General features: G+C 66.6%; 11 protein-coding genes. 9 read left to right on the forward strand and 2 right to left on the reverse strand.

Annotation, left to right across the window (positions count from 1 at the left end; translation table 11 throughout):
• Nucleotides 1-47 precede the first annotated feature (47 nt).
• From KU884_RS03525 to KU884_RS03535, 3 genes are all read left to right on the forward strand, one after another.
• Nucleotides 48-521, forward strand: a complete 474-nt coding sequence (locus KU884_RS03525) for a CoA-binding protein (protein ID WP_167781325.1) — start codon at nucleotides 48-50, stop codon at nucleotides 519-521.
• A 13-nt stretch (nucleotides 522-534) separates the two neighbouring features.
• The gene (locus KU884_RS03530; protein ID WP_167781326.1) at nucleotides 535-1,812 is read left to right on the forward strand and encodes an O-acetylhomoserine aminocarboxypropyltransferase/cysteine synthase family protein; all 1,278 of its coding nucleotides are present in this window, start codon (nucleotides 535-537) and stop codon (nucleotides 1,810-1,812) included.
• A 78-nt stretch (nucleotides 1,813-1,890) separates the two neighbouring features.
• Entirely contained in the window at nucleotides 1,891-3,243 is a 1,353-nt protein-coding gene (locus KU884_RS03535; RefSeq protein ID WP_167781327.1) for a YdgA family protein, read from the forward strand.
• A gap of 15 nt (nucleotides 3,244-3,258) precedes the next feature.
• On the opposite strand, the gene KU884_RS03540 is transcribed toward KU884_RS03535, so the two are convergent.
• On the reverse strand, nucleotides 3,259-4,818 hold the full coding sequence (locus tag KU884_RS03540) for a 4-hydroxyphenylacetate 3-hydroxylase family protein (protein ID WP_167781328.1): 1,560 nt from the start codon (nucleotides 4,816-4,818) through the stop codon (nucleotides 3,259-3,261).
• Nucleotides 4,819-4,986: 168 nt separating this feature from the next.
• Between KU884_RS03540 and KU884_RS03545 the strand changes: the two genes are divergently transcribed.
• The 3 genes from KU884_RS03545 (at nucleotide 4,987) to selD (ending at nucleotide 8,910) form a co-directional block, all read left to right on the forward strand.
• A complete protein-coding gene (locus tag KU884_RS03545) occupies nucleotides 4,987-5,568 on the forward strand; it encodes a TetR/AcrR family transcriptional regulator (protein WP_217351407.1) in 582 nt (193 codons plus the stop codon).
• Nucleotides 5,569-5,610: 42 nt separating this feature from the next.
• Nucleotides 5,611-6,483, forward strand: coding sequence for an SDR family oxidoreductase (locus KU884_RS03550; protein WP_167781330.1), 873 nt, complete (start codon nucleotides 5,611-5,613; stop codon nucleotides 6,481-6,483).
• Between the two features lie 150 nt (nucleotides 6,484-6,633).
• Nucleotides 6,634-8,910 carry a selenide, water dikinase SelD gene (gene selD, locus KU884_RS03555; protein ID WP_167781331.1) on the forward strand — a complete coding sequence of 759 codons (2,277 nt, stop codon included), beginning with the start codon at nucleotides 6,634-6,636 and terminating at the stop codon, nucleotides 8,908-8,910.
• On the opposite strand, the gene senB is transcribed toward selD, so the two are convergent.
• Nucleotides 8,894-9,856, reverse strand: coding sequence for a selenoneine biosynthesis selenosugar synthase SenB (gene senB, locus KU884_RS03560; protein ID WP_167781332.1), 963 nt, complete (start codon nucleotides 9,854-9,856; stop codon nucleotides 8,894-8,896). The two genes, selD and senB, sit on opposite strands and share 17 nt — an antisense overlap.
• 76 nt (nucleotides 9,857-9,932) lie before the next feature.
• Here senB and senA point away from each other — a divergent pair, with 76 nt between their 5' ends.
• Genes senA through KU884_RS03575 form a run of 3 tightly spaced genes read left to right on the forward strand, consistent with a single transcriptional unit; the run spans nucleotide 9,933 to nucleotide 12,858 of the window.
• On the forward strand, nucleotides 9,933-11,273 hold the full coding sequence (gene senA, locus KU884_RS03565; RefSeq protein ID WP_174813710.1) for a selenoneine synthase SenA: 1,341 nt from the start codon (nucleotides 9,933-9,935) through the stop codon (nucleotides 11,271-11,273).
• Nucleotides 11,274-11,296: 23 nt separating this feature from the next.
• The gene (locus KU884_RS03570; protein WP_254432159.1) at nucleotides 11,297-12,181 is read left to right on the forward strand and encodes a putative selenate ABC transporter substrate-binding protein; all 885 of its coding nucleotides are present in this window, start codon (nucleotides 11,297-11,299) and stop codon (nucleotides 12,179-12,181) included.
• On the forward strand, nucleotides 12,181-12,858 hold the full coding sequence (locus KU884_RS03575; protein ID WP_167781333.1) for a phosphonate ABC transporter ATP-binding protein: 678 nt from the start codon (nucleotides 12,181-12,183) through the stop codon (nucleotides 12,856-12,858). The genes KU884_RS03570 and KU884_RS03575 overlap by 1 nt, the downstream gene beginning before the upstream one ends.
• The last annotated feature ends 13 nt before the right edge of the window (nucleotides 12,859-12,871 follow it).

Raw genomic sequence — 12,871 nt, forward strand, 5'->3', positions numbered from 1 at the left:
GGGGTGGGCGAGAATCCGCCGAGCGCGAACACCGGGGGAGCCGTGTCATGAGCGACGAGATCAGCCAACTGCGCCACATTCTGTCGGCGTATCCCAATGTGGCCGTGGTCGGGTTGTCCGCCAACTGGCACCGGCCCAGTTATTTTGCGGCCAAGTACTTACTGGATCACGGCTATAACGTGATTCCGGTGAATCCCGCCTACGACGAGGTGCTGGGCCGGACTTGTTATCCGGACCTGCGCAGCATTCCCGGTCCGGTGGACGTGGTGGACATCTTCCGCAAGCCCGAAGAGGTGCCGGCGCTGGTGGAGGACGCCATCGCCATCGGTGCCAAGGTGGTGTGGATGCAGATCGGGGTCATCCACGATGAGGCCGCTGCCCGCGCACGGGAAGCCGGGCTGGACGTGGTCATGAACCGCTGCATGAAGATTGAGTACGGGCGCCTGTTCGGTGGTTTGAACTGGATGGGTGTGAACACCGGGGTGATCTCCGCCAAGCGGCCCTCGCATGTGACCTTCTGAACCGGAGACACCAATGAGCGACAGAGAATTCGGTTTCGAGACGCTGTGCCTGCACGCGGGCCATATTCCGGATGCCGCCACCGGTGCGCGAGCGGTGCCGATCTATCAGACCACGTCCTACGTGTTCGACAGTACCGATCACGCGGCGAGCCTGTTCAACCTGCAGACGTTCGGCAACATCTACGGTCGCATGAACAACCCCACCTCGGCGGTGCTGGAGGAGCGCATTGCCGCGCTGGAGGGTGGCCGGGCCTGCCTGGCCGTGGCTTCGGGCATGGGGGCGCAGATGACCGCACTGCTGACCCTCTGCCAGCAGGGTGACGAGATTGTCGCAGCGCGCACGCTCTACGGCGGCACCTTTAGTCAGCTCAACGTGACCTTCCGCAAGATGGGCATTACCGTCCACTTCGTGGACCCGGACGATCCGGAGAACTTTCGTCGCGCCATCACTCCGCGCACCAAGTGCCTGTATGGCGAGACCATCGGCAATCCGCTGGGCAATGTGCTGGACATCGAGGCCGTAGCGGACATCGCCCACGATGCGGGCATCCCGCTGATAGTGGACAACACGCTGGCCAGTCCGCACCTGTGTCGGCCCATCGAGCACGGCGCCGACATCGTCGTCCATTCCGCCACCAAGTTCATCGGCGGCCACGGCACCACCCTGGGCGGGGTGATCGTCGAGTCCGGCAAGTTTCCCTGGGACAACGGCAACTTCCCGCAGATGATCGAGCCCTCCGAGGGCTATCACGGCGTGCGTTTCTACGAGACCTTCGGCGATTTCGCCTTCATCACCAAGTGCCGGGTTGAAACCCTGCGCACCCTCGGCGCCACGCTCTCGCCCATGAACGCCTTCCTGCTCATCCAGGGCGTGGAGACGCTGGCGTTGCGCATGGAGCGCCACTGCGAGAACACCATGAAGGTCGCTCGTTTCCTGCAGGAGCACCCGAAGGTGAGCTGGGTGAAGTTCGCCGGCCTGGAGGACAGCCCCTATCACGCCCTGGCGCAGAAGTACCTGCCCCGGGGTGCCGGTGCCATCCTGACCTTTGGCGTCGAGGGCGGTCACGAGGCCGGAGTGCGCTTCATCGAGCACTGCCAGTTCCTGAGTCACCTCGCCAACGTCGGCGATGCCAAGACCCTCGTAATCCACCCCGCGTCGACGACGCACCGGCAGATGGATGAGGAACAGCAGCGGGTCGCCGGCGTGAGCCCGGACATGATCCGTTTGTCCATCGGCATCGAAACGGCCGATGATATTCTCTGGGATCTCGATCAGGCGCTGCACGCCTGAAATTCTGATCACGAGAGTCATCCGCGCCGGGGCATCCTGCGCCCGGCGCGGTCATGGAAAACGTTCAGGGAGGAAACTATGCGAGTTCTGATTGCAGGCGGTGTGCTGGTGCTGGCCACCGGCGGTGTCGGCGCGGGCATGTACTGGTCGGGGGGCATCGCCGAGCAGCAGTACCAGCAGGCCTGGGACGAGTTGGCGGAGAGCCCGTACATCCGGGTGGTGGACCGCGATTTCCAGCGTGGGCAGTGGCGTTCCACGGCCCGGACGGAGTTCACGGTAACCGGTGAGGCCGCCGAGCTGATGGAGCCCTGGTCCGCCGACGAGACCCGGGGTGAGCTGACCTTCGTCATGGAGGACACCGTTCACCACGGGCCGGTGCTCCTAGGTGCGGATCGCCCCTTTGCTGCCGCCCGTATCGAGAGCAATCTGCGGCCCGGAGACGTCACAGTCGCGGCGTTTCCGGCGCTGGCGCGGGACCGGTCCCTGCTCGAGGCGGACACCGTCGTGGCCTTCGACGGCTCCAGCCGTATCCGCTACTGGAGCCCGGACTACGACTGGCAGGAAGGGGATGGCCGGTTTCTCCTCAGCGGCATGCACGGCACGGTCAAGCTCAACGCCACGCTGGATGAACACCGCACGGAGAGCTTCGTCAATGAGCTTGTTCTGGCGGGGCCCGAGGCGCGCTTCAGCATTCGGGATGCCGCCGTGCGGGCAGATGGTCGCGCGGTCACCCCGCGACTGTGGGTCGGCGCCTCGGAGCTGACGGTGGAACACGTGGCGGTGGAGGCTGAGGGCGAGCGCGCCGAACTGGATGGCATGATCGTGTCCTGGACGGTCGATGCCGACGACGGCGTGGTGTCTGCTGATCTTGCAGCCGGCCTGGACGTCATTCGTTCGCCGGAAGGCGAGTTCCGCGATGGGCGGCTCCGCGTGGCGGCGCGGAACATCGATCAGGACGCCCTGGAGCGAGTCATTGGCTGGGGTGAAGCGGTTGAGCAGGGCCGCATGAGCCGGAACGAGTTCAACAGGCGCCTGATGTCCGCCTGGCCGGAGTTCCTGGCCCGCAATCCGGAACTGGTGGTGGAAGAACTGGGGCTTCAGACCAGCGATGGCCCGTTCTCCGGCTCCGCTGGCGTGCTCTGGACGGCTGGGGCCCCGGACATGAACAATCCGTTCGCCCTGGTGAACGGCCTCGCCATCGAGGTGCGCCTGGCCGGCCCCCGCGACTGGTGGCAGCAAGCCGCGGAGGGCCTGGCCAGTGAAGCCCCTGTCGATGCCGCGGACGACATGACGTTGCGCAGCCTGATCGATCAGGGGCTGCTGGTTGAGGACAATGGTGACCTGCGCACCGAACTCATCCTGCGCGAGGGCATGGTCCACGCCAATGGCAACAACCTGGGCTCCGTCTGGCAGCTGATCATGGGCTTCTGACGCCCGCCGCCTGGATTACCGCCGGCTGCGTTGCGGCGACGGCATCGGCGCCATGATGGGCTCGCCGGGTGCTGCGCAGCCGGCGGCGCAGCAACGACCCGGCTGCCGGTTCGACGCCACCGCGCGGTTTTCGTCCGCAGCCACGCCGCGCTCCATCAGCCGCTCCACCAGCTCCACCTTGTTGCCGATCGGATAATGTCGATAGATTTCCTGCTTCATGGCCTGGGGTGATCCGCCGCCGTGCAGGCTGATCACGGAGTACCAGCCCGCCTGATAGGAGGCCGTGAGGTCTTCCATGAACCGGGCGACCTCCAGGCGCTGTTGCGCCGGCACGTCGGGGCTTGCGCGGAGCACCTCCGCGAGGCTCGCCTGCGTCTCGGGATTGTGGTCCTCGTCCGGCCCGGGCAGGGACACGATCAGCCCGCCCGATACCTCGTGGGCGACCCGGTGCATGTCGTAGATCTGGGTGGCCAGGAGGAGCTTGCCGATATTGGCGTAGACCGGATCGGGCATGAACGTGCCGGAATCCGGGTCCGGCTGAGCGTACACCGAGGAGGCGACACCGCAGGCGTAGAAGCCCTCGGTGATCTTGATCAGCTCCACCATCTGGTCGCGGAGGTGGGGTTCCTTCTCCGGATCAAAACCGTTGGCTTCGCACATGAGCGCCCCGGCACCGATGAGCAGGTCACCGAAGCCGGCCCGGGCGGCAATGCAGCTCTGCCGGTGGTGGGTGGCGTAGTTGTAGGTCAGTTCCCCGGAGTGGGCCCATTCGCCGGCCAGGAAAACCCGGTCCCAAGGCACGAACACCCGGTCGAAGATCAGCACGCCGGTGCTCTGGCCGTACTTGTGGCTGAACCGCGCCGAAGCCTCTCCCGGGCGACCGGCGGGGCGGGCGACGATGGTCAGTCCGGGGGCATCACAGGGAACCGCGCAGCACACCGCGAAATCCGCATCGGCCTCGGTCATGTTGCGGCCGGGCATGACCAGGAACTCGTGCATGTAAGGTGCCCCGGTGACAATGGCCTTGGTTCCGGAGATGACGATGCCCCGGGCGTTGCGCTCGACCATGTGCACGTAGGTGTCGGGATTCGCCTGCTTGTGGGGGCGTCGGGTCCGATCTCCCTTGGCGTCGGTCATGGCGATGCCGATGGCCAGATCGCGCTCCTGCACGTCGTGGAGGTACGCCAGGAACCGCTCGGTGTAGTCGCCCCCGGTGTCGGCGTCGATGCGGTGGACCGCCTGATGGATGGCGTTGAGCCCGTCGTGGGTCAGGTAGCGCTGGGCGCAGCCGGTCTCCTGGCACAGCAGCCGGATCGCCTCCAGCTTGTTCATGAGGTCCGCGTTGCTGGTGTTCAGATGCAGCATGCGGTTCACGGTGGCGCCGGATGTCTGCTGCGTTGCGGTCATCAGGGGACTGTAGTCCGGCTCCAGGGCGAAATCGTAAGTAACGCCCAGGGCGTTGATGCCGGGGGCGAACGCCGGCTCATCCACCACCGAAGGCACGGCACGACCGTTCAGGTAGACGGTGGGTTCGTAGCGGCGCAGGGACTCCCGATATTCGGTCGCGGACAGCATGGTCTTCTCCTCATGATTAGAATAATGTTTACAAAAATGAACGCTGTTTAATTTGTTTGCAAGCGGTACGGAGACGGGCTGATGACGACAAGAAATCGAGGGGCGCCGCACTCGCACGACTCCGACGCGGCTGCGCGGCGGAGTGCCCGTTCGCAGGCGGTGAGTGCCATGAAACAGCACCTGATCCTGGAAGCGGCGCAGCGCGTGTTCTCGCGGAACGGCCTGGAGGGAGCCAGTATTCGTGCCATTGCCGCCGAGGCGGGATATACACCGGGAGCCATCTACACCCACTACCCGAGCAAGGAAGCGATCTACGGTGACCTGCTGGCCGCTTCCCTGGAGCGTCTCAACCAGGCCGTGGCCGCAGCTGGACGTGCAGAAGAGGCCCCGGCCCGGCGGGTGCGGGCGATGGCACTGGCATTCTATGATTTCTACCTGGAGCACCCGGGTGAACTGGATCTGGGGTTCTACCTGTTTCAAGGTATGCGGCCCGTGGGGTTGACCCCGGAGTTGGACGCCCGTCTCAACCAGCGCCTGCGGGATGCCCTCCGGGGCATCGAATCCGGGCTGACTGACCTGGGTTGGTCCCGTTCCGTGGCGGTGCGCGAGACCACGGGCCTGTTCGGCTACTGCGCGGGTCTGCTGCTGTTGACCCACACCGGCCGGATCCGCATGTTCGGCCAGCACGGACGGGAGCTTTTCAGCGAGCACCTGGACCGGCTTCTGGAGCGTGTCGCCGATCCGGGGTAAGGTGCCGGGGCGGGCCACCACTCATTCCACGGGGAGACAGCCATGTTTCAGCCGGACCTGTTCAAGGGGCAGCGCATTCTCGTCACCGGCGGCGGTACGGGCCTCGGCAAGGCGATGGCCGAGAAATTCCTGGAGCTCGGGGCCGACATCTACATCTGCGGGCGGCGCGAGAGTGTCGCTCAGGCCACGGCGCAGGAACTCATGGCGAAACACGGTGGCAGCGTTCAGGCCTTCGGCCTGGATATCCGTGATGCCCAGGCCGTGGACGACATGGTGGGCACCATCTTTCAGGACGGGCCGCTCACCGGCCTGGTGAACAACGCCGCCGGCAACTTCATCAGCCGCACCGAGGACCTGTCACCGCGGGGCTTCGATGCCATCGCCAACATTGTAATGCACGGCACGTTCTACGTGACCCAGGCGGTGGGCAAGCGCTGGATTGCCGGTGGTCACCCGGGCAGTGTGGTCTCCATCGTTGTCACCTGGGTGGAGAACGGCGGGCCGTTCGTCGTGCCCTCGGCCATGAGCAAGTCCGCCGTGCACACGATGACCAAGTCGCTGGCCACGGAGTGGGGCGGCCACCGTATCCGCCTCAATGCTATCGGTCCCGGGGAAATCCCCACCGAGGGCATGAGCGCGCGCCTCAGCCCGGGCCAGAAACCCGGAGAGCGGGCGGCGAAGAACAATCCTATGGGCCGCACGGGGACCATGGAGGAGCTGCAGAACCTGGCCACGTTCCTGCTGTCGGACGGTTGTCCCTGGCTCACCGGGCAGACGATCTTCATGGACGGCGGCGGCTACCTGGCCACCGGCGGCAATTTCTACGAGCTGCGCGAATGGACCGACGAGCAGTGGCAGCAGGCCCGCGACGCCATTCAGTCGCAGAACCGCAAGGACCGCGATCAGCGGTCGTGAGAACCTTGTCCGGGTGTTTCGCGACTGACGTCGCTCCTACAGCGGCGTTGATGCGCACTTTGTAGGAGCGACGTCAGTCGCGAAACACCGACCTCCAGGCAGGGACAAGCCGCATTATTCTCATCCATTCCAGCCAACAGAGGGCTGTCCATGCAGACACCGGAACAGCCGGTCCTTCGCGATATCGTCCTCATCGGCGGTGGGCACAGCCACGTGGGTGTGCTGCGCATGTTCGGCATGAAGCCCGTCCCCGGGGTGCGGCTGAACCTGATCTGCCGCGATACCCACACCCCGTATTCGGGCATGCTACCGGGCTATATCGCCGGCCATTACGGCTACGACGACGTCCACATCGATCTGGGCAAGCTGGCCGAGTTTGCCGGCGCGCGCTTCTTCCGCGACGAGGCGGTGGGTGTGGACCGCAACCAGCATCGGGTACTGTGTCGCGGGCGTCCGCCGGTGCCCTACGACCAGCTCTCCATCAATATCGGCTCCACGCCCCAGGTGCAGCAGGTGGCCGGGGCGGGTGAGCACGCCGTGCCGGTGAAGCCCATTCACCGCTTCAACGACCGCTGGCTGGCGCTGCTGGAGCGGGTGCGCAACCATCCCGGGCGGACGCGCATTGCGCTGGTGGGCGCCGGAGCCGGCGGTGTGGAGCTGACGCTGGCCATGCAGTACCGGTTGCGTAACGAGCTGCGCGCTCTGGGGCGCAATCCGGACGAGCTGGAGTTTCATCTGTTCAACAGCGGTCCGCGTATTCTGCCGACGCACAATGCCCGGGTTCGCCGCCGCTTCGAACGGGTGCTGGCCGCGCGCGGCGTCCGGCTGCACTGCGGGCAGGAAGTCAATCAGGTGGATGCCGGGCGCCTGGCCACGGCGTCCGGGGAGAGCCTGGAGGCGGACGAGATCGTCTGGGTGACCAGCGCCGGCGGTGCGCCGTGGCTCCGGGACACCGGGCTGGAACTGGACGAGCAGGGCTTTATCCGCGTGCAGGACACCCTGCAGACGGTGACCGACCCGCGGATCTTCGCCGCCGGTGATATCGCCACCATGGTCGATCATCCGCGGGAGAAGGCCGGTGTGTTCGCCGTGCGCCAGGGGCCGCCGCTGGCGGCGAACCTGCGCCGCGCCGTGGAGGGGCGAGCGCTGAAGTCCTACCGGCCGCAGTCACGGTGGCTGGCGCTGATCAGCACCGGTGACCGGCATGCAGTGGCGTCCCGCGGAGGGGTCGGCTTCGAGGGCGACTGGGTGTGGCGCTGGAAGGACTGGATCGACCGACGCTTCATGGCGAAGTTCAACGAGCTCCCGGCCATGGAGGACGAGGCGCCGAAACAGGCCTCCTCGGTGCAGCTGGAAGGCGAAGAGGCGCAGCAGGCCATCTCCGCCGTGGCCATGCGCTGTGGGGGCTGTGGCGCGAAGGTGGGCGCCTCCACCCTGTCCCGGGCCCTGGGCATGCTGCAGCCGGCGCAGCGCGACGACGTGCTCGTCGGCCTGCACGCGCCGGATGATGCCGCGGTGGTGCGGGTGCCGCCGGGCAAGGCCATGGTGCACACGGTGGATTTCTTTCGCGCCTTCATTGACGACCCGTATGTCTTCGGCCGTGTGGCGGCCAATCATGCCCTGGGAGATATCTTCGCCATGGGCGCCGAGGCACAGACCGCCACCGCCGTTGCCACCATTCCATCGGGGCTGGAATCCAAGGTGGAGGACACCGTCTACCAGATGATGTCCGGGGCGCTGGAGATCCTCAACGACGCCAACTGCGCCCTGGTGGGCGGGCATACCGGTGAGGGCAAGGAGCTGGCCCTGGGGTTCGCCGTCAACGGCCTGGTGGACGACAATCTCGACGCCATCATGCGCAAGGGGGGCATGCAGCCCGGTGACGTGTTGATCATCACCAAACCCGTGGGTACCGGCACCCTGTTTGCCGCCCACGCCAAGCTCCAGGCCAGGGGGCGGTGGATCGATGCTGCGCTGACTTCCATGTGCCAGTCCAACCGCCAGGCGGCAGATTGCCTGCACGCCCACGGCGCCACGGCATGTACCGACATCACCGGCTTCGGCGTGCTGGGGCATCTGGTGGAGATGACCCGGCCGTCGGAGGTGGACGCGGAAGTGGATCTGTCGGCGCTACCGGTGCTCGACGGCGCCGAGGAAACGGTGGCGGCCGGTGTGCTGAGTTCCCTGCAGCCGGCGAACGTGCGCCTGCGCCGGGCCATCCGCAATCAATCCGAGGTGGTGGATCACCCGCGCTATCCGCTGATCTTCGACCCGCAGACGGCGGGCGGCCTCATGGCCAGTGTCCCCGCCGAAGGGGCAGAGGCGTGCATTCAGGCGCTGCGGGAACTGGGTTACCCGCACACCGCCGTGGTGGGGCGCATTCTGCCCCAGGGCGAAGCGCTGGAGCCGATTACGCTGAAGGGGTGAGGTGCCGGATCACCCGCGCCAGGCCGTCGCGCTCCGCTTCCGGACGGAACAGGTGCGCCCGGGCCTCGCAGCGCGCGCGCAGGTCCTCGAGGAAGGCCGGCTCGCGCTCGGCGCGCAGCAGCAGTGCGCGCAGGGCCGCTGTCTCCCCGGCGGGGTAGTAGCCGGGGTAGTCGTCGCCCAGTAGCCCGCGGTTGCCCGGGATGTCCGAGCCGATTACCGGCAGCCCGGCAACACAGGCCTCGGAGACCACGTTGGCGCCGCCTTCCATCACCGAACTCATCACCATCAGGCGAGCACGGGCCATAAGCCGCCGGACCTCGCCCTGGGGCACCTCGCCGCGCCAGCGGAAGCGGACGTTGTCGCGGTTCTCCGCGAGGGCGGCCTGTTCCCATTCCGTGTTGTGCGGTTTGCCCACATGGATCACCCGCAGCCGTGACTCCGGCGGCAGATCGCGGACGGCGTAGGCGGCGCGCAGGGAGTCCTTCTCCTCGCGCAGGTGGCCTGCCACGCAGACGTCGAACCAGGATTTCACTGGCGACAGCCGGCGGGGCAGGGGGCGGGCGGACTGGAAAACCGTGTGCAGCCGGTCGCGGAATCGTGCTGGAATGTCCTCGTGGACCCGGTCGTGCAGGCCGATCAGGGCGTGGGCCCGGCGCATGCTGTCCAGGGTCGGGTCGGGATGGCTATGCTGGAAGCGGTAGATGTCCGTCCCCGTGAGCGTGACGACCAGCGGATGCTCCGGGTGGCGGTCGCTGAAGGCCCGGATGGAATCGGCGCTGCGCCAGGCGTGCAGGGCGATCATCAAGTCTGCTGCACGACCGTCCCAGGTCTCCGCGATGTGCACGCGGTGGCCGAGCTGGCGCAGGAAGCGGGCCCAGCGTGTGGCAGTAGCGCGATTGCCCGCCCTGGACTGACGGCCGGCCGGCGTGACCAGACTGATTTTCATCGCTTGCGATTCCCGGTGTCCTGTCATTCGGATTCCGCGTTTTTCATCAACGTACGACCGCAGAGGGTGACTTGCCATGACAAAGTCCATCGACGTCCCGCCCACTCGGCGACTCCCCGCCGATGAACTGGCCCGCATGGTGGACGACGCCCGGCGCCGGACCCTGGACCTGACCCGGGACCTCACCGGCGACCGCCAGTTCGGCCCCAATCTCAAGATCGTCAATCCGCCCCTGTGGGAAGTCGGCCATGTGGGCTTCTTTCACGACTACTTCGCCCTGCGCACGCTGCATGGGCTGTCCGACTATCAGCAGTCCGACGCCGAGCGGCTGTACGACTCCAGCAGCATCCCCCACGACGACCGCTGGAACCTGCCACTGCCCACCATGCAGGGAACACTGGACTACCTGGAGTCCGTGCGCAACGCCATGCTGGCGCGCCTGCCGGAGACCGGCGAGGCCGGGGAAGCGGAGAGCTACGTCTACCAGCTCACCGTGTTGCACGAGGATATGCACGCGGAGGCCTTTACCTACACCCGGCAGACCCTGGCGTACCCGCCCCCGGAGTTTTCGGATGGCGTGACTCCGCCGGCGGCGGACGGTCATGGCCCGCTGGAGGGGGATGTCCACGTCTCGGGTGGCACACATCAGCTGGGTTCCGACGACAGCGTGCCCTTCCGCTTCGACAACGAGAAGCAGCCCCATGCCGTGGAGGTGGGGCCCTTCGCCATCGCCCGGGCGCCGGTGACCAACGCCGAGTTCGCCGCCTTCGTCGAGGATGGCGGTTACGACCGCGCGGAATTCTGGAGCGATGACGGCTGGCAGTGGCGCCGGGCCCGGCAACAGACGGCACCGCTGTACTGGCGGCGCGGCAGCGACGGCTGGGAGCAACGCTGGTTCGATCGCTGGGTGTCCCTGGCGCCCCATCATCCGGTGTGTTTCGTCAGCCTCTACGAGGCCGAGGCCTACTGTGCCTGGGCGGGGCGGCGGCTGCCCACGGAAGCCGAATGGGAAGTGGCGGCGAGCCGGGTGCCCACTGCCGATGGGTCCGCTCTGGAGCCGGGCAAGCGGCTCTACCCCTGGGGTGACACGCCGCCGTTATCGGAGCGTGTAAACATGGATGGCTACCGTCTGGGCTGCGTGGATGTCGCGGCGCTGCCCGCCGGCGATAGCGCGTTCGGCTGCCGGCAGATGCTGGGGAATGTCTGGGAGTGGACGTCTTCGCTGTTCAAGCCGTATCCAGGGTTTGAAGCGGATCTGTATAAGGACTATTCTGAGCCGTGGTTTGAAGAAGGACGGCGGGTACTTCGTGGTGGTGCCTGGGCGACCCGCAGTCGGCTGGTGAACAACAACCACCGTAACTACTTCACGCCAGACCGCAATGACATCTTTGCCGGGTTCCGCACCTGTGCCCGGTGACCCCCACCCCGAGGAGATCGATCATGTTCAAGTACCTACGCTACGGAGTGTTCAAGCACATCGTCTATGGTATGGCCCTGTCGCTGGCCCTTGCCACGGGCGGCGCCAATGCCCAGCCGTTCGTCTTTACCGCGATTCCCGATGAAGACGAGACCCGCCTACAGGAACGTTTCGACATCGTTGCCGACTACCTGTCCGAAGAACTCGACGTGGACGTGCGCTATGTGCCGGTGAAGTCCTACGCCGCCGCGGTGAGCGCCTTCCGCAACAACCAGGTGCAGCTGGCGTGGTTCGGGGCCGTCTCCGGGGTTCAGGCGCGGGAACTGGTGCCGGGGTCCCGCGCTCTGGCCCAGGGCGAGGAAGACGCGGAGTTCCGCACCTATTTCATCGCCAACCGGGAGACTGGTCTGGAGCGCGGCGACACCCTGCCCGAGGACCTGCGCGGCAAGACCTTCACCTTCGGTTCCAAGGGTTCCACCTCCGGGCGCCTGATTCCCGAGTACCACATTCGGGACCAGTTTGGTGAATCGCCGGATAACGTGTTCAGCCGGGTCGGCTACGCCGGGAACCACAGCCGCACCATGGCGCTGGTAGAGTCCGGTGCCTACCAGGTGGGCGCGGTGAACTTTGCCGCCTGGGAGAAGGATGCGGAATCCGGCGCCGTGGATACGGACCGCGTGCACGTGATCTGGGAGACGCCGCCATTCACCAATTACCAGTGGACCATCCGTGGCGACGTCGATCAGCGCTACGGCGACGGTTTCATGGAGCGGGTCAAGCAGGCCCTGCTGGACATGGATGATCCGGACCTGCTGGCCAGCTTCCCTCGCCGGGGGTTCATCCCGGTGGACAACGAGGACTACGACATCATCCGCGAGATGGGTCGCGAGCTCGACCTCATCGACTGATGCAGCCACTGGTCCTGTCCGACGTCAGCGCCGATTACGGCGGCACCCGCGTTCTTGGGCCGCTGAGCCTGACCATCGAGCCCGGTCAGCGGGTCGCGCTGGTCGGGCGCAGCGGTGCGGGCAAGTCCACGCTGCTGGGCATCATGTACGAGCGCTGGCGGGACCGCGCCGCGCTGATGCCGCAGCAGCTGGGCCTGGTGGACACCCTGTCGGTGTTCCACAACGTCTACATGGGGCGGCTGGCCGCCAATTCCACCTGGTACAACCTGCGCAATCTGGCCTGGCCGGCGCGCCCGGAGGTGGAGGCGGTGATCGCAGTGCTGCGGCAACTGGGTCTGGAAGACAAGCTCCGCTCCCGCGCCGGTGAACTCTCCGGCGGGCAGCGACAACGTGTCGCCGCCGCCCGGGCCCTGTACCAGGGCGACGGTGTGCTGCTGGCGGACGAGCCGGTCTCCGCCCTGGACGGCCCGCTGGCAGAGACGGTCATGGCGGTGCTGACCAACGCCTACCCCACGGCAGTGCTGGCCATGCATGACGTGGAACTGGCGCTTCGGTACACCGACCGGGTCGTGGGTGTGGACGATGGCCTGATCGCCGTGGATGCGCCCAGCCAGGCGTTGAGCGCTGCCGACCTGCGCCCGCTGTACCGCGGCGAGGAAGAGATCCCGGCCTCTTGAGGGGGTACAGGAG

The organism is Aquisalimonas sp. 2447 (assembly GCF_012044895.1).
GTDB lineage: Bacteria > Pseudomonadota > Gammaproteobacteria > Nitrococcales > Aquisalimonadaceae > Aquisalimonas.

What these genes read in the sequence shown, in the direction of transcription:
- KU884_RS03525 (WP_167781325.1), top strand. Translation starts at nt 48, where the DNA reads ATGAGCGACGAGATCAGCCAACTGCGCCACATTCTGTCGGCGTATCCC.
- KU884_RS03530 (WP_167781326.1), top strand. Translation starts at nt 535, where the DNA reads ATGAGCGACAGAGAATTCGGTTTCGAGACGCTGTGCCTGCACGCGGGC.
- KU884_RS03535 (WP_167781327.1), top strand. Translation starts at nt 1,891, where the DNA reads ATGCGAGTTCTGATTGCAGGCGGTGTGCTGGTGCTGGCCACCGGCGGT.
- KU884_RS03540 (WP_167781328.1), bottom strand. Translation starts at nt 4,818, where the DNA reads ATGCTGTCCGCGACCGAATATCGGGAGTCCCTGCGCCGCTACGAACCC.
- KU884_RS03545 (WP_217351407.1), top strand. Translation starts at nt 4,987, where the DNA reads ATGAAACAGCACCTGATCCTGGAAGCGGCGCAGCGCGTGTTCTCGCGG.
- KU884_RS03550 (WP_167781330.1), top strand. Translation starts at nt 5,611, where the DNA reads ATGTTTCAGCCGGACCTGTTCAAGGGGCAGCGCATTCTCGTCACCGGC.
- selD (WP_167781331.1), top strand. Translation starts at nt 6,634, where the DNA reads ATGCAGACACCGGAACAGCCGGTCCTTCGCGATATCGTCCTCATCGGC.
- senB (WP_167781332.1), bottom strand. Translation starts at nt 9,856, where the DNA reads ATGAAAATCAGTCTGGTCACGCCGGCCGGCCGTCAGTCCAGGGCGGGC.
- senA (WP_174813710.1), top strand. Translation starts at nt 9,933, where the DNA reads ATGACAAAGTCCATCGACGTCCCGCCCACTCGGCGACTCCCCGCCGAT.
- KU884_RS03570 (WP_254432159.1), top strand. Translation starts at nt 11,297, where the DNA reads ATGTTCAAGTACCTACGCTACGGAGTGTTCAAGCACATCGTCTATGGT.
- KU884_RS03575 (WP_167781333.1), top strand. Translation starts at nt 12,181, where the DNA reads ATGCAGCCACTGGTCCTGTCCGACGTCAGCGCCGATTACGGCGGCACC.